A 17,486-nucleotide genomic window follows, 5' to 3' on the forward strand; every position below is an offset into this window, starting at 1 on the left:
GGCCTACCAGTCCCCGCTCGCGCCGCCGCCGCCGAAATCGCCGCCGCCTCCGGAGAAGCCGCCGCCGTCTCCGCCGCCCCAGCCACCGCCGCCACCCCAACTGCTACCGCCGGAATTGGTGGGGAACCAGATGATCGGTGTGTCGATGCTGCCGTAGCGGCTGCGCCGTCCGCCGCGGCTGGCCGCGCGCATGATCGGCAGGACGAAGAAGAAGATCACGAAGAGGATGAAGATGACCGTGCCGGGCGAGATGTCGTCGCCCTGATCGGCGCGCGCCTTGTCGGCCTGGGCGGCGATCTTCTGCGCCTCTTCGGGGGGCAGGGTCAGTTGCCTGATGATGGCGTCGGTGCCTGCCTCGATCCCGCCGGGGTAATCGTTGGCCTTGAAGCGGGGGAGGATCTGCTGGTTGATGATGAGGAAGCTCATCCCGTCGGTCAGTGTGCCTTCGAGGCCGTAGCCGACCTCGATGCGCACCTTGCGCTCGTTGGGTGCGACGATGAGGATGGCGCCGTTGTTGTCACCCTTCTGCCCGATCCCCCAGGCGCGGCCGAGTTGGTAGCCGTAGTCGGAAATCTCGTAGCCATTGAGCGAAGGGATCGTCGCCACCACCAGCTGGCGGTGCGACTGCTTCTCCAGCGCCTCCAGCTTTTGCGTCAGTTGCGCTTCCTCGGCGTCGGGGATGATGTTCGCGGCATCGACGACGCGCCCCGTGAGTTTGGGGAACTGCAGTTGCGCGGCCTGCGCCCATGCGCTGCCAGCCCCCGAAACGAGGGCCAGCAGGCACAGAAGCGCGGCCAGCGAGACGGCCCGGATGCGGGCCATCGGATCAGAGCTTTCCTTCGAGGCTCGGGGCGGCTTCGGCGCCGGGCGTAACGGCCTTGTAGGGCACCAGCGGATCGGCTCCGCGCAGGCGCGCGCCGATCATCGAGGGGAAAGTGCGGACTTCGGTGTTGTAGTCCTGAACCGCGCCGTTGTAGTCGCGGATGGCGACGCGGATGCGGTTTTCTTGACCCTCGAGCTGGCTCTGCAGCATCTGGTAGTTGGTGCTGGACTTGATGTCCGGATAGGCTTCCACGCTGGCGAGCAGGCGGCCGATGCCGGCGCCAAGGTTGGCTTGCGCCTGCTGGAACTGCTCCATCTTCTTCGGGTCGCCGAGGTCGTCGGCGCTGATCTGCACCGAGGTGGCCTTGGCGCGGGCCTCGGTCACGCCGACGAGGATCGACTTTTCCTGCTCGGCCGCACCCTTGGCGACGGCGGCAAGGTTGGGAACGAGGTTCGAGCGTTCCTGGAAAGCGGCCTCGACATCGGCCCATTTGGCCTTGGCAGCCTCCTGCTTGGTAGGCACCGAGTTGAAACCACAAGCGGACAGCGAAAGCGCGGCCGCGAGAACCAGACCGGTCTTTGCCGAGCGGGCGTTGAAGAGCGTCATCGGACTTCGTTCCTCCACTGCGCGCCGGGCGAACCGGCGGCTTCCACGGGATAGATAGCGCTCCGCGATGGCGGATCAAGGACGCCGGGCGGGCTCGGTGGAAACCCGGTCGGTTAACAAACGTTTGAGGGGCCGGGTGGAGTGTGTCAAACAGCACTCAGATTTATTTCCATTTGGCCGGCAGAAGGGGAACCAGGCGCATGGCAATCGTAGACGAATTCAAGAAGTTCATTGCACGCGGCAACGTGCTGGACCTCGCAGTCGGTGTGATGATCGGTGCTGCCTTCGGCAAGATCGTGTCGTCACTGAACGAGAACATGATCATGCCGGTAATCGGCTGGCTGTTCGGCAGCATCGATTTCTCGAAGTATTTCTTCCAGCTGGGCGACGCACCGGCGGACTACAAGGGCAGCCTTACCGACTATGCCGCGCTGAAGGCGGCCGGCGTGCCGATGATCGGCTACGGCGAGTTCATCACCCAGGTGGTCAACTTCCTGATTATCGCCTTCGTGCTGTTCCTGCTGGTCCGTTCGGTCAACAAGATGATCGATTCGGTGAAGAAGCAGGAAGCCGAAGCCGCTGCAGCCGCTCCGGCACCGGAAGCCCCGGTTGATCCGCAACTGATCGCGCTGAAGGAAATCCTCGAGGAACTGCGCAAGAAGTAATCTGAAAATCCGCCGCAGGCGGATTTTTGCGGCACCGGCCCACGCCCCCACCCGACCACCCTTAGGGTACTATCGTTGGGTGGTCGGGTGGGGGCGTGGGCCGGTGCCGCAACGGGAATGCCCAGCATGGGCATTCCCCAAACAACTCATCCACTTTCACTTCACATTCAGGCGGGAGCCCCTATATGGGCTCCTGCCGGCCTCGGTCGGCTATGAGGATAAATTGCCCCGTGCAATAGACGCAGCGGACCCGGGGGCGGTACCCGGCGGCTCCACCATCACCCGTTTCCATACGGGAACAACCCTGTTGTCGCAGGGGTGATGACGGGGCCGAACTAGGATCGACGTGTGTTGAAAAGCGGTGTTTTCTTCCGGGCTGAGTAACCCGTTCAAGGCTCAAAACTCATAAGTGCCAACGACAACGAAGCACTTGCTCTCGCGGCGTAATTCTAGGGGCTAACGCCCTGAAGTTACAAAGTTAGAACACGGTTGGACCCACCGGGTAACAGAAGCGGATTCCGGGGGCTGGGGGCGAGCCTATCAACAGAATCGCCCCACCTCTCCGCTCCATGCCCGGCTTGCGGCCGCTTCACGGAAAGGATGGTTCGGCCATGACATTTTCAGGCAGCTGCCATTGCGGCAAGGTGACGTTCTCGGTCTCCGGAGAAATTCCTGCCGAGGCAATGAGTTGCAATTGCTCACATTGCCGCCGCAAGGGATTCCTCCTTGCCTTCGTCCCGCACGAGGCCCTGACGATCGGGAGCGGGGCGGATGATCTCGTCGAGTATCGCTTCAACCGGCACGTGATCGGGCACCAGTTCTGCCCGACCTGCGGGGTTGAGGCCTTTGCGCGAGGAGAGGGGCCCGACGGCGCGAAGATGGCGGCGATAAACTTGCGCTGCGTGCCGGACGCCGACCTTGACGCGCTGACGGTCAAAAAGATCGACGGGGCGAATTTCTGACAGTTACGCGGCCTTTCGCTCGACCCCATGGTCGGGAGAGGAGGCTTGTGCCTTCGCAAGCAGCGCGGCCTTCTCGAACTTGATGCAGTCGAGTATCTTGGCGCCGGCCATGAACACGGCGCCGGTGCAAGCCAGGAACAGGAGCTTGCCACCGAATCCGGGGAACCGGGTAAGGTACACACTGCCACGCTCCACCGCGCCCAGCGCGAGGGCGTAGATGATCATGTAGGCTTCCCAGTTGCTCTTGATCACGAACAGGCGACCGACTTTCCGGAGCATTTTCATCCCTTTGTTCTGGTCACAGTTCAGCAACGTTCGTGCCAACCGCGCGTTCCCGCCGAGTCTCGTGCTTAACGAAACCTTGAATGTAAGGGTTTCCGACGATTAATAAATCAGGACGGGCCCGTAAAAGGTGTCCCGCGTCGCAACCGACTGATGGATGACGATACTTTCGGCGCGGTTGCCAAGGCCGCGCGCATCGGCCATAGGGCTCACATCCTTCCCCAGGGCAGTTTTGGTATTTGACGAGAGCGTGGCACGATACCCGTGCGCGTTCCAAACCATTGCGAGGCCAAAGGGTGAAGATGGCAATGACTGACAGAGTTGATCGTTCGGGGCTGCAGGTCGATGCGGGGCTGGCGAAGTTCGTGGAGGAGCAGGTTCTGCCCCCGATCGGACAGGATGCTGCCGGCTTCTGGCAGGGCTTCGCGTCGCTCGTGGCCGAGTTTGCGCCGCGCAATCGCGCACTCCTCGACAAGCGCGATTCGCTTCAGGCCCGGATCGATGAGTGGCACCTTGCGCGTGCGGGCAAGCCGATCGACCAGGCCGAGTATCAGGCCTTCCTGCGCGAGATCGGCTATCTCGTGCCCGAACCGGCCGACTTCACCATCGGCACCCAGGGCGTCGATCCCGAAATCGCGACGATGGCCGGGCCGCAATTGGTCGTGCCCGTGCTCAACGCGCGCTTTCTGCTGAACGCCGCCAATGCTCGCTGGGGCAGCCTTTATGACGCCTGGTATGGCACCGATGCGCTCGACGCCGCGCCCGCGCAGGGGCCGGGCTACGACGCGGTGCGCGGCGCCGCAGTCATCGCGGCGGGTCGGGCGTTCCTCGACCGGGCGGTGCCGCTGAAGGCAGGCTCGTGGGCTGATCTGGCAGATGTCGATACAGTCGAAATCGCCGACGCGTCGCAGTTCATCGGTCGTACCGCCAAGGGCCTGCTGTTCGCCAACAACGGCCTCAACATCGAAGTCGTCGTCGATGCGGCCAGCCAGGTCGGCAGCACGGACAAGGCTGGCATCGCCGACATCGTCCTCGAAGCCGCGCTGACCACCATCGTCGATCTCGAGGATTCGGTCGCGGCGGTCGATGCCGAAGACAAGATCGCCGGCTATTCCAATTGGCTTGGCATCATCCGGGGCGACCTGACCGACACCTTCGAAAAAGGTGGCCGGACGCTCACGCGCGAACTGGCGGCCGACAAGACGGTGACGCTTGCGGATGGGGCCGAGAAGGCGCTGTTCGGCCGCTCGCTGCTGTTCGTGCGCAATGTTGGTCACCTCATGACCAACCCGGCGATCCTGCTGCCCGATGGCTCGGAAATCCCCGAGGGCGTCATGGACGCGGTGATCACCAGCGCAATCTCGACGCAGGACGTTCGGGGCCTCACGAAGTACGGCAACAGCCGCGAGGGCAGCATCTACATCGTCAAGCCCAAGATGCATGGGCCTGAGGAGTGCGCCTTCACCAACGCGTTGTTCGATGCGGTGGAGGACCTGCTGGGCCTCTCGCGCTACACCATCAAGGTCGGCGTCATGGACGAGGAGCGCCGGACGTCGGCGAACCTTGGTGCCTGCATCGAGGCGGTGAAGGACCGTATCGTTTTCATCAACACCGGCTTCCTCGACCGCACCGGCGACGAGATTCACACCTCGATGCATGCGGGTCCGATGATCCGCAAGGCCGCGATCAAGGGCTCGGCGTGGATCGCGGCCTACGAGAAGCGCAACGTCGCCATCGGCCTGCGCCATGGTCTTTCGGGCGTGGCGCAGATCGGCAAGGGGATGTGGGCGGCGCCCGACATGATGCGCGACATGATGGAGCAGAAGATCGGCCACCCGAAGACCGGCGCTAACACTGCCTGGGTGCCGTCGCCGACCGCTGCGACACTCCACGCGATGCATTATCACCAGGTCGATGTCTTCGGCCTGCGCGAAGGCATCGCCAATGAGGACATTCCCGGGCTCGACCTGCTACTGTTGGTGCCGCTGGCCGAAGGCACCAACTGGTCCGAGGAAGAGGTTCGCGAGGAACTCGACAACAATGCGCAAGGGTTGCTCGGCTATGTCGTGCGCTGGATCGACCAGGGCGTCGGCTGCTCCAAGGTGCCGGACATCAACGATGTCGGGCTGATGGAGGACCGCGCGACGCTGCGCATCTCCAGCCAGCACATGGCGAACTGGCTGCTGCACGGTGTCTGCTCGAAGGAGCAGGTCATGGAATCGCTCAAGCGCATGGCCGCCAAGGTCGATGCGCAGAATGCGGGCGATTCGCTCTATGAACCGATGGCGGGCAACTGGGACACCAGCATGGCCTTCCAGGCGGCCTGCGACCTCGTGTTCAAGGGCGTCGAGCAGCCGAGCGGCTATACCGAGCCGCTGCTGCATGCCTGGCGCCTTAAGAAGAAGGCGGCGTGATCCACGCTCCCGGCCCGCCGTGAAGGCGGGCCGGGATGTTAAAGGCGATTTAACTCCGTTTTAGGCATTCATCCCGTATACTCGGACCCGGTTCTTTGCAGGGAGCGGGCATGTTCATTCACCGTCAGCGGATGGAAACGCGCACGATGCTGGCCATCAAGGCCAACATCCGCATCGGTAGCCGCGTTGCCGAGGCGACGCTGGCCAATGCCTCTTCGCGCGGTGTGCTGGCGCTGGTCGATGCACCTCCGGCACGCGGCGTCGCGGTAGAGCTTGTCGTCGGCGATCAGGTGATCAAGGGACAGGTCCGCTGGCGCGCGCATGACCGCTGCGGCATCGCGCTCAAGGAAACCATCGACGTCGCCGAACTGATCGAGGGAAAGGCCGTCCCGGTCGTCTACGTCCCGGAGCGACTGGCCCGGCGCAGCGCGATGGAACTGCTGCGCAGCCTCCTGAATTAGAGCATTTTCTAAGCAGGGGGAATCACCTGATGACTCGGGAGCCGCTCTAACGCGCGTCGAATTCCTCGCGTGCTCTTTCCACGCGATCAAGGTTCGCTTCCGCCCACATCCATACGCCGCAGAAGGCCTCGGACAGCGTCTCGCCCAGCGGGGTTAGGGCATAGTCCACTCGCGGCGGGACTACGGGATGGACGGTGCGAGTCAGCATCCCGTCCCTCTCCATGCGGCGCAGCGTCTGGGTCAGCATCTTCTGGCTGATATCCGGCACGGCGCGGGCCAATTGGGTGAAGCGCTGCACGCCGTTTTCCTCGAGCACTTCGAGCAGGATCATCGTCCACTTGTCCGCTACACGCCCGATCAGCTCGGTGACGAGCGCTTCCACGCGCGGGTCGATGTGCTCGCAGTTCTTGTCGGGGGCGGGACGGGCGGCCATTGGGTCACTCTCTTTCGGGTAAGTATAAATCTTTTGGGTGCCTTCTTTCCGATAGAATGTGGAGTGCTAGATCGGAGGCGTCAACCAAGGAGTGTCCCCATGAAGACCACCGGAAACACCATCCTCATCACCGGCGGCGGCTCGGGCATCGGCGAGGCGCTGGCGCAGCGCTTCCACGATGCGGGTAACACCGTGATCGTCGCCGGGCGTCGCCTTGACGCGCTGGAAGCCGCCTGTGCGGGCCGCGAGAACATGCATGCGATCAGGCTCGACGTGGAAAGCGCCGCAGGCGTAGCTGCGTTCGCCGCAGAAGTGCTGGAGAAGTTCCCGGCGCTCAACGTGCTGGTCAACAATGCCGGCATCATGCGCTACGAGCGGCTGGACCGCGCCCGCGACTTGTCGGACGCCGAGGCGACGATCACCACCAACCTGCTCGGCCCGATCCGGCTCATCGACGCGCTGGTGGATCATCTCGTGGCCAGGGGCGACGGGACGATCGTCAACGTTACGTCGGGCTTGGCCTTCGTGCCGCTGCCGGGCACACCGACCTACAATGCGACCAAGGCTGCGATCCACAGCTACACGATGTCGCTTCGCGAGATGCTGCGCGGTAGCGTCGAGGTGATCGAACTTGCTCCTCCCGCCGTGCAGACCGACCTCACCCCCGGACAGAGCACGCGCGAAGGCTACCAACCGCTCGATGAATTCGCCGACGAGGTCATGGCGCTTTTTGCGCAGCAGCCAACGCCTGAGGAAGTGCTGGTCGAGCGCGTGAAGCCGCTGCGCTTCGCGGAAGTGCAGGGCACCATTGCGCAAGTCATGGCTCACATGAGCGCGATGACCCGCAAGATGTTCGAGCAGTTGGGGCTGTGAAGCCGTCGTCGTCCCGGGCTTGGCCCCGGGACGACGGGGCATCAATCCTCGCGCGCGTCGAAGGTCGTGTATTCGCGGCGGGTGAAGCGCCACTGGCCGTCCGCTTTCGCAAGTTCGTCCACGTAGCGGCCGCGAAGGCGCATGGTCTTGCCCGAGGCCGGGTCCTCGAAGATCTCCGAGGTATAGGAGATCGCCGAGGCCCGGTCGCCCTCGATGCGGATCTCGCCGGGGTGGGCCACGTAGACCATCGGCTTGGCGGCATTGCCGCCGAGGCCATAGTTCTTCATCGATTCCACCCAGGCGGAAACGATCGTTTCCTTGCCGGTGAAGCCGCCAAGGTCGGGAAATTCGGGCAAGGCCCAGTACGAATCCTCCGCCCAGGTCGAGGCCCATGTCTCGGCATCGCGGGTCATCACCGCGTGGGCATAAGTATCGAGCAATTCGCGGATGAGGATGCGGTCCTCCAGCGGTCCGGTGAATGCCATGGTCGGGGTCTCCTTACCAGGCGTGCTTTTCGCCGTTCCACTTGTAGAATTCGCCGGTCTCCTCGATCGCCCAGCCATCCGTCAGGGCCATGATCGAGGACGCGCTTTCCTGCGGGGAGATGTCGGCGCCGGGGCCGCTCATGTCGGTGGCGACGTAGCCGGGGTGAATGACGCCGACCACGATGCCGCGTTCCTTCAGGTCGAACGCGACCGAGCGCATCATGCGGTTCAGACCTGCCTTGACCGCCGCGTAAGGCCAGTAGCCGCCGTAAGGCCAGGTCGATGCGCCGAGCTGGCTGGAGAAGTTGATGACCTTCGAACCGTCGTGCAGGCGCGGCAGGAAGGCGCTGAGCACGCGCAGCGGGCCTTTCAGCATGATCTCGATCGAATTGTCGAAGTCGTCCCAGTCGATCCCGTCAAACTGCGGTTCCGCCTTGCCGGTGACGCCGGCGACATTGTACAGCACGTCGACCGGTTCGCTGCCGGTATCCGCAGCGCCCGAGGCGACCGAGGCATTGTCGCCCACGTCCATCGCGTGGACCGTGATCCTGCCGTCCGAGGAGGCTGCCAGTTCGTTGAGCGCGGCCGCGCCCGAGGGATCGCGGGCGAGGGCATAGACCCGGTCGCCGCGCTCGGCATGCTGCTTGACGAGTTCGTACGCGATGCCGCGCGCTGCTCCGGTGATTGCCACTGTCGCCATCGGGATATCCTTTCCTTCGATGCCCGGTTTTCGGGATTCGTTATCGGGAGCAAGTCTGGAAGAGGGATCGCCGCAGCGACACCTGTGACTTTTGAGAGAAGCGCGGGTGCTGCGCCCCTTCGACAAGCTCAGGGTGAGCGGAGGTAGGGCTCTGTTCCCGATCCCGCTCAGGCTGAGCTTGTCGAAGCCCCCGCCGCATCCTCACTCAGCTTCTGCATCGTGCGTGCGGCGAAGCGGCGCAGGCGGTCGATCCGCGTGTCGTCGAAGATCGGCTTGTGCAGGAGCATCCCGGCATGCACCGCGCTGGTGAAGTCGTGCGCGAGCTTCAGGTTGTCCCAGTCCTCCCGCCATTGCGGGAAGGCCTCGATCATCTCGCTTGCCCAGATGGCGTCGTAGCGGCGCGCGGCGGGTTCGAAGATTGCCGCCAGTTCCGCGTCGGTGCGGGCCGCGACGGCCAGTTCGAGCCATGCCGCATAGTCCCGCGTCTGGACCGAGCGCCAGTGGGCATCGCAGGCCAGTTCGATCATCGGCTCGTCGGTGCGGCGCGAAACCGCGTCGAAGTAGTCGGCGAGGAACGTGCGCATCCGGTGGTAGACGACCTGATCGACGACGGCGGACACGAGTTCCATTCTGGTCTGGAAGTGATGGTGCATCGTCCCGCGCGACACCTCGCTGGCGCTCGCCACCGCGGCGGTGGTAAGGCCGGGGTAGCCGCTCTCCACGAGGCAGTCGATCGCTCCGGAAACCAGCCGCTCGCGCATCATCGCGCTCTTGCGTTGTTGCCACTTTTCGGGGACGCCATTCTCCGGCAGGCGGGCATGCAGTTCGGGCATGAGCGCGTTGAGCATCCGGTCCTGCAGTGCCTCGGCCTTCATCGTCCTTCCCCCGTATCCCTTTGTTTCCCTGCGCTATCAGCGGGTTCGCCCGAACCTATCCTAAGTCGCAGGTTAGCAGATGCGCCGGAGCGTAGCATAAAAACCGGCAGTTGAGCCGGTTTATTTATCGCCGGCCGCACTCAAGGCCAGAGGCGCGCAAGAAAACAGACGCGCCCTGTCCGGGAACGGGAGAGTGAAAGGCCATGCCCAGCGCACGCGAGCAATCTGTCCGGAGTCCTGCCTCTTGGACACTCTGACGACCACCCGCTTCGACCTCGAGGCTGAAGTCCGCGACCTCGCTGCGCGGCGCGACATCGCCGATGCGGCGGCGCGCTACATGCGCGGTCTCGACCGGCTGGAACCGGACCTGCAGCGCAGCGCCTTCCATGACGACGCCGTCGTCGACTGCGGCCTGATGAAGGGCAGCGCCGACGAATTCGTGGCCTTCGCGCAAGGCTTCCTCGCCGACATGAACGCCACGCACCACCTGCTCGGCCAGTCGCGCATCGCCGTCGACGGGGATGGCGCTACCGGCGAGTGGTACTTCCAGGCGTGGCACTCGGTTTCGAGCGAGGACGGGGGCGTGCGCGACCTGTTCATCTCGGGCCGCTACCTCGACACTTATGCCTGCCGCGACGGCGAATGGCGCATCGTCACCCGCACGTTGGTGACCGACTGGGTCAAGGACGATCCGGGCACCCTCGACTTCTTCGCCGCCAATCCGGAAGCCCCGCGCGGCGGCCGGGCCGGCACCGATCCCAGCCAGTCCAATTCTGGCCAACGATAACAGCGATAACCACAGGATACCTGAAGCCATGAACATCCATACCAAGGTTTCCCGCTACTCGCAGGAATTCGATCCGCCGGTGCGCGGCGATACCATCACCGCCGACCGCTACACCACTAAGGAGTGGATGGACGGCGAGATGAAGAACCTTTGGCCCAAGGTCTGGCACCTTGGCGGGTTGCTGGCGGAACTGGAGGAGCCGGGTGACATCATCCGCCACAACTTCGCCAAAGAATCCGTCATCATGGTCAAGCAGGAGGACGACTCGATCAAGGCGTTCTACAACTCCTGCCCGCACCGGGGTAACCGGCTCGTGCTGGGCGAGATGGCCAGCGTGCCGCGCATCGTCTGCGGCTATCACAACTGGACCTTCGACCTCGACGGCACCCTCGCCAAAGTGCAGGACCCCGACGATTTCGAAGGCGGCACGCCCTGCGGCAAGGTCCACCTTTCCGAACTGCGCTGCGAGACATGGGGCCCGTTCGTGTTCTGGTGCATGGACGACGACGTCGCCCCGCTGCACGAATGGCTCGAACCGTTCCCCGAGCGCCTTAAGGGCTACGGAATCGAGAACTGGGTGCGGGTGCTCAACGTCTCGGCCGATGCGGACTTCAACTGGAAGATCATCCGCGACAACTTCAACGAGAGCTATCACCTCCCGACGATCCACCCCGAACTGGCGACCTTCATCAACGACGGCCTGCCCGACACCCTGTTCGAGATGTACCCCTCGGGCCACAACTCGATGTGGATGAAGGGCCATCAGGCGACCACCCGCGTCGATTACCACACCTCCGAAGTGCCCGCTCCGCTGGGCGAGGCAGCGCGGGCGTGGGGCATCGATCCCGAGGAATACAACGGCCGCACGGGTGATCTGCGCGAAGCGATCATCGAGGCGAAGCGCCGCCTCGGTCCGGGCCGGGGCTACACCAATTACGACAACATGAGCGACCAGCAGCTGGTGGACTATTTCCACTGCACTCTGTTCCCCAACCTGACGCTCACCATGAGCCCCGAGCAGTTGCAGGTCCTGCGCACCGAGCCGCACCCGACCGATCCGGAAAAGTGCGTGTTCCAGCACTGGTGCCTCTATCCGCCGGTCGAGGGCATGAAGGAGGTCTTCACCCCGCTCGGCATGTTGCCGCTGCAGCATGACGCGGTGGCGCGCCATTCGGTTTACGGCGACGGCGTTTCGGTGGGCTACGTGGCCGATCAGGACCTGTCGATCGGCACCAGCCAGCAACAGGGCCTGAACTCCCGCGGGTTCAAGGGCTGCATCCTGCCGGGTCAGGAAAAGCGTATCCAGCGCTTCCACGAACTGCTCAACGATTACGTGAAGGGTGCGTCAGAATGATCGCCTGCCCCATCGAGGATCGTCTGGCGATCCAGGACCTGCTTGTGTCCTATGCCCATGCCGTCGACAGCCTGCATGACCTTAACGGCATCTGCGCCGTCTTCGTGGAGGACGCGGTGTTCGACCTGTCGGGCATCGGTTTTCCCAGCCTCAATGGACACGGCGAGATCCGCAAGTTCTTCGAGGACACCTTCACGGCGATGGCGGCTCACGCGCATTACCTGACGAACTTCGCGATCACCGCCTACGACGGCGATACCGCGTCGATCCGCGCCTATGTGATCGGCATGGGCAAGTACAAGGCGGGCGGCGGGATCACCGTCAACGGGCGCTACTACTTCGACGTCGTGCGCACGCCCGAGGGCTGGAAGGCCAAGCGCTACACGATGGATTTCCTGATCCCGATCGAGGGGTGACGTCGTCCCGGACTTGATCCGGGGCCGCTGGCTGTCTTTAGATGCGTGCTCGCCGCGAAGCACCCTGCCGATGGTTCGGTGGTTCACGGCCAGCGGTCCCGGATCAAGTCCGGGACGACGCACATTTGCCCGGTGTCAGCCTTCCAGCGTTACCCCGAAAATCTCCTTCCGCGGCCAGCCGTCATCCGCATAGACCGCCTCCGGCATGCCCGCGCCGTAAAGCTGCACGCCGAACCCGGTGATCTCCCACTGCTCCAGATGCGCGCGCATGTCGGCGTAAGGCGGGTCGGCGAAGTGCTGGAGGAGGTCTTTCTCGCTCTCCCATTCCTCGTAGACCTGGATCACGCCGGGATCGATCGGATCGACCGCCCACGTATAGGCGAGACAACCCTTCTCCTCGCGCGCGGCGAGGATGTGGTCGCGGCCCGTGGTGATGATCTCGGCGCAGGTGCTCTCGTCGCCTGCATAGCGCAGCCAGCCGGCCACGATGATGCGCATGGAATTGTCCTCTCTTCGTTGTGCCGCGAAGGCTAGGGGCGCCCCGGGCGAAGCGCCGCTCTCACTTTGCACAGGTGGCCGAGAGCGACGCCGCGGGCCAAGTCCGTGGCCGAAGAAAAACGGAGAGAGCGGCATGACGGGACGGATCGAAAGCAAAGTGGCGCTGGTCACCGGCGCCGCCTCGGGGCTGGGCGAGGCGATCGTGCGCCGTTACATGGCCGAGGGCGCAGCGGTGCTGGTCGCCGATATCGACGCGGCTGCGGGCGAGCGGCTGGCCGCAGACCTTGGCGCGGCGGCGCATTTCGTCCCTCTCGACGTGACGCAGGAAGATCAGTGGATCACCGCCTTCGCTCGGGCGGACGAACTGCATGGCCGCCTCGACGTGCTTGTGAACTGCGCCGGGATCACCACCGTCGGTTCGGTGGAGGCGCTGACTCTGGACGCTTTCCGCCATGAACTCGACGTGGATCTTGCCGGGCCGTTCCTTGGCTGCAAGCATGTCGTTCCGCTGATGAAGCGCACCGGCGGTTCGGTCATCAACATCGCCTCGATGGCGAGCATCCGTGCTCGGGACTATCTGGCCGCCTATAACGCCGCGAAGGCGGGCGTCACTCACATGACCAAGTCGATCGCGCTGCACTACGCGCACGAGAAGTACGGCATCCGCTGCAATTCGGTGCATCCCGGCGTGATCCACACGCCGATCCTCGACAAAGTGCTGGCGCAATCCGACCAGCCCGAAAAGCTCTACGCCGAATGGGTCGCGGGCCACCCGATCGGCCGTCTCGGCAAGCCGGAGGAAGTGGCGGCGCTGTGCCTCTACCTCGCCAGCGACGAGAGCGCCTTCGCCACCGGCGCGGAGTTCGTGCTGGACGGCGGCTCGTCGCTCTGAAATCCGTCATTGCTTCGCTGCGCTCGCAATGACGAAGCAAAAGTCAGGCGGTTTCCTCAAGCTCCGGGGCGGGTTCGTCCTGCCCCAGCACGCCCTTCCAGAAGTGCACGATGTTCTCGGCATTGACGCCCCACGAGAAGCGGCTGACGTGTTCGGCTACTTGCGCCTGTGTCGGCGGATCGGCGAGGATGTCCTCCACCGCTGCCGCGATGGCGTCGGGGGTGCGTTCGACGATGCGTCCGGCGCTGGCGTCGCTGACAATCTCGCGCGCGCCGCCGATGTCGGGAATGACGATCGGGGTGCCGCAGGCGAGGCCCTCCACCCACACGTTCGCCAGTCCCTCGCTGGCGGAGGGCAGTACCAGCACGTCCGCCGCGCACAGGACGTGCGGCAGCAGTTCGTGATCGACGAGGCCGAGGAACTGCACGCGCTCGGCCACGCCGAGGCGCTGGGCGAGGGCTTTCAGCCGTGCCTCGTCCTCGCCGCTACCGGCCAGCGCAAGGCGGGCTTCGGGCAGGCGGCACAGCGCCTCGATCACCAGCGCCTGACCCTTGCGCGGGATCAGCGCACCGGGCGTCACCAGCAGCGGACCTTCGGACCAGATGCCGAGATTCGGCATCGCCGAGACGAGGGCGCGAGCGGCGCCGCGCTCGATCGGATGGAACTTCTCGCGGTCGAGGCCGGTGTAGTGGATGTCGATCCGGTCGGCGGGCATGCCGAGCTGGATCATGTCCTCGCGCAGCGCCTGACTGACCGCGAGCAGCCCGGCGGACTGGTGCGCCGCCTCCAGCATCTGCTTCAGGGCATGCGGGCGCTGGCCCCAGAAATGGATGTCCGCCCCGCGCGACTTGATTGTCAGCGGAATGCCCAGTTCACGCGCGACGATCGCCGCGGCCGGGCCGTCCGGGAAGAAGAACTGCGCATCGACGAGGTCGAAGGGCTTCTCCTTGTGCAATTTGCGCACCAACGGCAGCACGGCGCGGGCGATGCGCCCCGGATTGGTGTCACCGCCGACTTTCGGGAACGTGGTGAACTTGGGGTAGTGGACCTTGAGGCCCACCGCGTCGCTCACCTCCGGAATGTCCTTCAGCCGCGCGTAGGGCTCGCGCGTGGAGAGTGGCCAGGGCGGGATGCCGATGGGGCTCACCATCGTCAGTTCCACCTGACCGCTGGCGACGACCGCGCGCATCTGGTTGCCGACGAAAACGCCGAACGAGGGCTTCACCGGGTTGGGAAACAGCGTGGCGATGGACAGGACGTGCATGGATTTCCCGTGGCGGCCGAGGGTCAGAGCTTGCGGACCAGCATTTCGGCAACCGCGAGCCAGGCGGGTTGTTCCACCGCGACCGGGCTTTTGCCAGCGGCGGGCGGCAGGAGGGTGACGGTTTGTGCACTACCCTCGATAAGCCGACCGAACGCGAAGCGTCCGCCCGGCATGGGCGCGAGGACGTCGCGGTTGAGCAGGTCGGTGGCCTCTTCCGGACGGTGCTGGCGCAGCCACAGCTGGTCGCCCTCGCGGTATTCGCCGACGGCGGCGTCCACTGAAACCACGACCCATGGCGCATCGGCGGAGAGATCGTTGGGCAGCACGGCATCGACCGGCTTCTTCAGCGCCTCGGCGCCTTTAGTGCCCAGCGTGGCGACTAGGCGGGCGGGCTCGGCGCCTTCGGAGCGCAGAAGCGTTTCCGGCTCCACCTGCAGCGCGGCGGCGATGCGGTTCATCCATACCAGCGACAGGTTGCGCATGCCGGTTTCGAGGCGGCCGATGGTCTGCGCGGTGGTCGGCGGATCGCAGGCCAGCGCCACGTCGGCCAGAGTCATGTTCTTCTGGCGGCGGATGTCGCGGATGCGGTTTATCATGCGGAGCCTCTGTAACCGATTTGGTTTAAGGGGGCTATCGGCCGATTGGCGGGGTTTGGCAAGGGGGCGTTGCGCACGGTATGCCCACCCCGCTGCGACTAGTCGATAAATCGCCAAGTCTCGCTCCCCTCCCGCTCGCGGGAGGGGTTGGGGGTGGGTTTCAGCCCTCGACCTGCTCCGCCAGTTCCAGCCAGCGCTCCTCCGCCGTATCCTTTTCAGTCCGTGCCTTGGCGATGGCGTCGGTCAGCGCGGCGAACTTCTTCGGGTCGCGCGTATAGAGCGCCGGGTCGGACAGTGCCGTCTCGTCGCGCGCGATCAGGCCTTCCAGTTCCGCGATCCGCTTGGGCAGCAGTTCGTAGTCGCGCTGGTCCTTGTAGGACAGCTTGGCCTTCTTGGCGGGCATCTGCGGCGCGGCGGCTGCGGTTTCCGCCTTGGCCTTCTTCGCCGCGCCCACGGTGCGCTCACGGCGCTTGGCTTCCCAGTCGGCATAGCCGCCCGCGATCACGTCGATGTGGCCCGAGCCGTCGAGGCCCAGCGTGATGTTCACCGTGCGGTCGAGGAAGTCGCGGTCGTGGCTGACGATCAGCACGGTGCCGTCGTAGTCCGAGATCACTTCCTGCAGCAGGTCGAGCGTTTCCAGATCGAGATCGTTGGTCGGCTCGTCGAGCACCAGCAGGCTGGAGGTGGTGGCGAATTCGCGCGCGAACAGCAGGCGCGAACGCTCGCCGCCCGAAAGGGTGCCGACCTTCGCCTCGACCAGACCCGGATCGAACAGGAAGTCCTTGAGATAGCCTTGGATGTGCTTGCGCACCCCGCGCACGTCGATCCAGTCGCTGCCTTCGGCCAGCACGTCGCGGATACGCATTTCCGGCTCCATGCGGCTGCGCTGCTGGTCGATCACAGTGGGCTCCATGCTGGCGGCCTGCGTGATCGTGCCGGAATCGGGCTGCATCTCGCCCATCAGCAGCTTGAGCAGCGTGGTCTTGCCCGAACCGTTGGCGCCGACGATGCCGATGCGGTCGCCGCGCTGGATGCGTAGGGAGAAGTCCTTGATGACCGTGCGGTCTCCGAAGGCCTTGGTCACCTTGTCGGCGACGATCACCGACTTGGTCTTGCTGTCGTTGGCGACGACTTCCAGCTTGGCCGCGCCCTGCGGGCCGACCATCGCGGCGCGGGTGGCGCGCATTTCCCACAGCTTCGCCAGACGGCCCTGATTGCGCTTGCGGCGCGCGGTTACGCCGCGTTCCAGCCAGTGCGCCTCGATCTTGAGCTTGGCGTCGAGCTTCTGCGCGGCGCGCGCTTCCTCGGCGTAGACTTCCTCTTCCCATGCCTCGTAGCCGCCGAAGCCGATGTCCTTGCGGCGCAGGCCGCCGCGGTCGAGCCACAGCGTCGCGTTGGTCAGGCGGGTGAGGAAGGTGCGGTCGTGGCTGATGACCACGAAGGCGCCGTTGTAGCGCTGCAGCCACGATTCCAGCCAGTCGATCGCGGCGAGGTCGAGGTGGTTGGTCGGCTCGTCGAGCAGCAGCAGGTCGGGCTCCATCGCCAGCGCACGGCACAGCGCGGCGCGGCGGCGCTCACCGCCCGATGCGCTGGCGGCCTCGCGCGAAAGGTCGATGCCGAGCTGGTCGGCGATCGCCTCGACTTCGTGCTGCGCGGGGGCGTCGTCGCCATGGATCGCGAAGTCGAGCAGGGTGTTGTAGCCGGTGAAGAACGGGTCCTGTTCCAGCGTGACGACGCGCGTGCCCGGCTGCACCGAGCGGGTGCCCTTGTCGGCATCGACGATCCCCGCCAGCAGCTTGAGCAGCGTGGTTTTCCCGGCGCCGTTGCGGCCGATCAGCGCCAGCCGGTCGCGCGGCCCCACGTTGATGTCGAGGCCCTGAAAGAGCCAACCATTGCCCTGGACGAGGCCAAGATTTTCCCAGCTGAGGATCGGTGCGAGTGCCATGGGCCGCGCCCTACAGGGGAGTGAGGGGGAAGGGAAGTACCGCAAGTCCTCCCTGTCGCGCAGCGATGGGGAGGGGGACGGCCGACGCAGTCGGTGGTGGAGGGGAATACGCGACNCNCNCNCNCNCGCGCGCGCGCGCCGCCGCCTCTCGCGCG

General features: G+C 64.9%; 20 protein-coding genes and 1 other RNA gene. 10 read left to right on the forward strand and 11 right to left on the reverse strand.

Annotated features, from left to right (window positions below; all coding sequences use genetic code 11):
* Positions 1 to 3: 3 nt before the first annotated feature.
* Both HWN72_RS05015 and HWN72_RS05020 read right to left on the reverse strand, forming a co-directional pair.
* On the reverse strand, positions 4 to 822 hold the full coding sequence (locus tag HWN72_RS05015; protein ID WP_069707513.1) for a YgcG family protein: 819 nt from the start codon (positions 820 to 822) through the stop codon (positions 4 to 6).
* Between the two features lie 4 nt (positions 823 to 826).
* Positions 827 to 1,429 carry a LemA family protein gene (locus HWN72_RS05020; RefSeq protein ID WP_008830421.1) on the reverse strand — a complete coding sequence of 201 codons (603 nt, stop codon included), beginning with the start codon at positions 1,427 to 1,429 and terminating at the stop codon, positions 827 to 829.
* A gap of 200 nt (positions 1,430 to 1,629) precedes the next feature.
* On the opposite strand from HWN72_RS05020, the gene mscL reads away from it, so the two are divergent.
* The 3 genes from mscL to HWN72_RS05035 all read left to right on the forward strand — a co-directional run bounded on the left by mscL (position 1,630) and on the right by HWN72_RS05035 (position 3,056).
* Positions 1,630 to 2,094 carry a large conductance mechanosensitive channel protein MscL gene (gene mscL / locus HWN72_RS05025; protein WP_069707514.1) on the forward strand — a complete coding sequence of 155 codons (465 nt, stop codon included), beginning with the start codon at positions 1,630 to 1,632 and terminating at the stop codon, positions 2,092 to 2,094.
* A gap of 156 nt (positions 2,095 to 2,250) precedes the next feature.
* Positions 2,251 to 2,653: a transfer-messenger RNA gene (gene ssrA, locus HWN72_RS05030) on the forward strand.
* Positions 2,654 to 2,663: 10 nt separating this feature from the next.
* The gene (locus tag HWN72_RS05035; RefSeq protein WP_375154513.1) at positions 2,664 to 3,056 is read left to right on the forward strand and encodes a GFA family protein; all 393 of its coding nucleotides are present in this window, start codon (positions 2,664 to 2,666) and stop codon (positions 3,054 to 3,056) included.
* Between the two features lie 3 nt (positions 3,057 to 3,059).
* Here the strand turns inward: HWN72_RS05035 and HWN72_RS05040 are convergent, their stop codons facing one another.
* On the reverse strand, positions 3,060 to 3,335 hold the full coding sequence (locus HWN72_RS05040) for a hypothetical protein (RefSeq protein WP_069709114.1): 276 nt from the start codon (positions 3,333 to 3,335) through the stop codon (positions 3,060 to 3,062).
* A gap of 311 nt (positions 3,336 to 3,646) precedes the next feature.
* Between HWN72_RS05040 and HWN72_RS05045 the strand changes: the two genes are divergently transcribed.
* Entirely contained in the window at positions 3,647 to 5,752 is a 2,106-nt protein-coding gene (locus HWN72_RS05045) for a malate synthase G (protein WP_211149948.1), read from the forward strand.
* A 110-nt stretch (positions 5,753 to 5,862) separates the two neighbouring features.
* Entirely contained in the window at positions 5,863 to 6,213 is a 351-nt protein-coding gene (locus tag HWN72_RS05050; RefSeq protein WP_008830426.1) for a hypothetical protein, read from the forward strand.
* Positions 6,214 to 6,259: 46 nt separating this feature from the next.
* On the opposite strand, the gene HWN72_RS05055 is transcribed toward HWN72_RS05050, so the two are convergent.
* Positions 6,260 to 6,646 carry a helix-turn-helix domain-containing protein gene (locus tag HWN72_RS05055; RefSeq protein WP_069707516.1) on the reverse strand — a complete coding sequence of 129 codons (387 nt, stop codon included), beginning with the start codon at positions 6,644 to 6,646 and terminating at the stop codon, positions 6,260 to 6,262.
* Between the two features lie 99 nt (positions 6,647 to 6,745).
* Between HWN72_RS05055 and HWN72_RS05060 the strand changes: the two genes are divergently transcribed.
* Positions 6,746 to 7,519 carry an SDR family oxidoreductase gene (locus HWN72_RS05060; protein WP_069707517.1) on the forward strand — a complete coding sequence of 258 codons (774 nt, stop codon included), beginning with the start codon at positions 6,746 to 6,748 and terminating at the stop codon, positions 7,517 to 7,519.
* Between the two features lie 41 nt (positions 7,520 to 7,560).
* Here the strand turns inward: HWN72_RS05060 and HWN72_RS05065 are convergent, their stop codons facing one another.
* From HWN72_RS05065 to HWN72_RS05075, 3 genes are all read right to left on the reverse strand, one after another.
* Positions 7,561 to 8,004 carry a nuclear transport factor 2 family protein gene (locus HWN72_RS05065; protein WP_069707518.1) on the reverse strand — a complete coding sequence of 148 codons (444 nt, stop codon included), beginning with the start codon at positions 8,002 to 8,004 and terminating at the stop codon, positions 7,561 to 7,563.
* Positions 8,005 to 8,017: 13 nt separating this feature from the next.
* Positions 8,018 to 8,704: an SDR family NAD(P)-dependent oxidoreductase gene (locus HWN72_RS05070; RefSeq protein WP_211149949.1), complete on the reverse strand. Its 687-nt coding sequence runs from the start codon at positions 8,702 to 8,704 to the stop codon at positions 8,018 to 8,020.
* Between the two features lie 167 nt (positions 8,705 to 8,871).
* Positions 8,872 to 9,579: a TetR/AcrR family transcriptional regulator gene (locus HWN72_RS05075; RefSeq protein ID WP_069707520.1), complete on the reverse strand. Its 708-nt coding sequence runs from the start codon at positions 9,577 to 9,579 to the stop codon at positions 8,872 to 8,874.
* A 244-nt stretch (positions 9,580 to 9,823) separates the two neighbouring features.
* Between HWN72_RS05075 and HWN72_RS05080 the strand changes: the two genes are divergently transcribed.
* The 3 genes from HWN72_RS05080 to HWN72_RS05090 are packed head-to-tail and all read left to right on the forward strand — an operon-like array spanning position 9,824 to position 12,136.
* Positions 9,824 to 10,366 (forward strand): nuclear transport factor 2 family protein, encoded by a 543-nt coding sequence (locus HWN72_RS05080; RefSeq protein WP_069707521.1) that lies wholly within the window; start codon positions 9,824 to 9,826, stop codon positions 10,364 to 10,366.
* A 28-nt stretch (positions 10,367 to 10,394) separates the two neighbouring features.
* A complete protein-coding gene (locus HWN72_RS05085) occupies positions 10,395 to 11,720 on the forward strand; it encodes an SRPBCC family protein (protein WP_069707522.1) in 1,326 nt (441 codons plus the stop codon).
* Positions 11,717 to 12,136, forward strand: coding sequence for a nuclear transport factor 2 family protein (locus tag HWN72_RS05090; protein ID WP_069707523.1), 420 nt, complete (start codon positions 11,717 to 11,719; stop codon positions 12,134 to 12,136). Before HWN72_RS05085 ends, HWN72_RS05090 begins: the two co-directional genes overlap by 4 nt.
* 135 nt (positions 12,137 to 12,271) lie before the next feature.
* Here the strand turns inward: HWN72_RS05090 and HWN72_RS05095 are convergent, their stop codons facing one another.
* Entirely contained in the window at positions 12,272 to 12,634 is a 363-nt protein-coding gene (locus tag HWN72_RS05095) for a putative quinol monooxygenase (protein WP_069707524.1), read from the reverse strand.
* Between the two features lie 133 nt (positions 12,635 to 12,767).
* Between HWN72_RS05095 and HWN72_RS05100 the strand changes: the two genes are divergently transcribed.
* Positions 12,768 to 13,526: a glucose 1-dehydrogenase gene (locus HWN72_RS05100; RefSeq protein WP_008830437.1), complete on the forward strand. Its 759-nt coding sequence runs from the start codon at positions 12,768 to 12,770 to the stop codon at positions 13,524 to 13,526.
* A gap of 43 nt (positions 13,527 to 13,569) precedes the next feature.
* Here the strand turns inward: HWN72_RS05100 and HWN72_RS05105 are convergent, their stop codons facing one another.
* The 3 genes from HWN72_RS05105 to HWN72_RS05115 all read right to left on the reverse strand — a co-directional run bounded on the left by HWN72_RS05105 (position 13,570) and on the right by HWN72_RS05115 (position 17,331).
* Positions 13,570 to 14,790, reverse strand: a complete 1,221-nt coding sequence (locus HWN72_RS05105) for a glycosyltransferase (protein ID WP_069707525.1) — start codon at positions 14,788 to 14,790, stop codon at positions 13,570 to 13,572.
* Positions 14,791 to 14,813: 23 nt separating this feature from the next.
* The gene (locus HWN72_RS05110; RefSeq protein WP_069707526.1) at positions 14,814 to 15,386 is read right to left on the reverse strand and encodes a helix-turn-helix domain-containing protein; all 573 of its coding nucleotides are present in this window, start codon (positions 15,384 to 15,386) and stop codon (positions 14,814 to 14,816) included.
* A gap of 160 nt (positions 15,387 to 15,546) precedes the next feature.
* Positions 15,547 to 17,331 (reverse strand): ABC-F family ATP-binding cassette domain-containing protein, encoded by a 1,785-nt coding sequence (locus tag HWN72_RS05115; RefSeq protein ID WP_069707527.1) that lies wholly within the window; start codon positions 17,329 to 17,331, stop codon positions 15,547 to 15,549.
* Between the last annotated feature and the right edge of the window lie 155 nt (positions 17,332 to 17,486).

Source organism: Novosphingobium sp. HR1a (assembly GCF_015594425.1).
Taxonomy (GTDB): Bacteria; Pseudomonadota; Alphaproteobacteria; order Sphingomonadales; family Sphingomonadaceae; genus Novosphingobium; species Novosphingobium resinovorum_A.

Bases quoted from the DNA above. Each gene is read 5' to 3' on its own strand.
- HWN72_RS05015 (WP_069707513.1), bottom strand. From the start codon at position 822: ATGGCCCGCATCCGGGCCGTCTCGCTGGCCGCGCTTCTGTGCCTGCTG.
- HWN72_RS05020 (WP_008830421.1), bottom strand. From the start codon at position 1,429: ATGACGCTCTTCAACGCCCGCTCGGCAAAGACCGGTCTGGTTCTCGCG.
- mscL (WP_069707514.1), top strand. From the start codon at position 1,630: ATGGCAATCGTAGACGAATTCAAGAAGTTCATTGCACGCGGCAACGTG.
- HWN72_RS05035 (WP_375154513.1), top strand. From the start codon at position 2,664: ATGCCCGGCTTGCGGCCGCTTCACGGAAAGGATGGTTCGGCCATGACA.
- HWN72_RS05040 (WP_069709114.1), bottom strand. From the start codon at position 3,335: ATGCTCCGGAAAGTCGGTCGCCTGTTCGTGATCAAGAGCAACTGGGAA.
- HWN72_RS05045 (WP_211149948.1), top strand. From the start codon at position 3,647: ATGACTGACAGAGTTGATCGTTCGGGGCTGCAGGTCGATGCGGGGCTG.
- HWN72_RS05050 (WP_008830426.1), top strand. From the start codon at position 5,863: ATGTTCATTCACCGTCAGCGGATGGAAACGCGCACGATGCTGGCCATC.
- HWN72_RS05055 (WP_069707516.1), bottom strand. From the start codon at position 6,646: ATGGCCGCCCGTCCCGCCCCCGACAAGAACTGCGAGCACATCGACCCG.
- HWN72_RS05060 (WP_069707517.1), top strand. From the start codon at position 6,746: ATGAAGACCACCGGAAACACCATCCTCATCACCGGCGGCGGCTCGGGC.
- HWN72_RS05065 (WP_069707518.1), bottom strand. From the start codon at position 8,004: ATGGCATTCACCGGACCGCTGGAGGACCGCATCCTCATCCGCGAATTG.
- HWN72_RS05070 (WP_211149949.1), bottom strand. From the start codon at position 8,704: ATGGCGACAGTGGCAATCACCGGAGCAGCGCGCGGCATCGCGTACGAA.
- HWN72_RS05075 (WP_069707520.1), bottom strand. From the start codon at position 9,579: ATGAAGGCCGAGGCACTGCAGGACCGGATGCTCAACGCGCTCATGCCC.
- HWN72_RS05085 (WP_069707522.1), top strand. From the start codon at position 10,395: ATGAACATCCATACCAAGGTTTCCCGCTACTCGCAGGAATTCGATCCG.
- HWN72_RS05090 (WP_069707523.1), top strand. From the start codon at position 11,717: ATGATCGCCTGCCCCATCGAGGATCGTCTGGCGATCCAGGACCTGCTT.
- HWN72_RS05095 (WP_069707524.1), bottom strand. From the start codon at position 12,634: ATGCGCATCATCGTGGCCGGCTGGCTGCGCTATGCAGGCGACGAGAGC.
- HWN72_RS05100 (WP_008830437.1), top strand. From the start codon at position 12,768: ATGACGGGACGGATCGAAAGCAAAGTGGCGCTGGTCACCGGCGCCGCC.
- HWN72_RS05105 (WP_069707525.1), bottom strand. From the start codon at position 14,790: ATGCACGTCCTGTCCATCGCCACGCTGTTTCCCAACCCGGTGAAGCCC.
- HWN72_RS05110 (WP_069707526.1), bottom strand. From the start codon at position 15,386: ATGATAAACCGCATCCGCGACATCCGCCGCCAGAAGAACATGACTCTG.
- HWN72_RS05115 (WP_069707527.1), bottom strand. From the start codon at position 17,331: ATGGCACTCGCACCGATCCTCAGCTGGGAAAATCTTGGCCTCGTCCAG.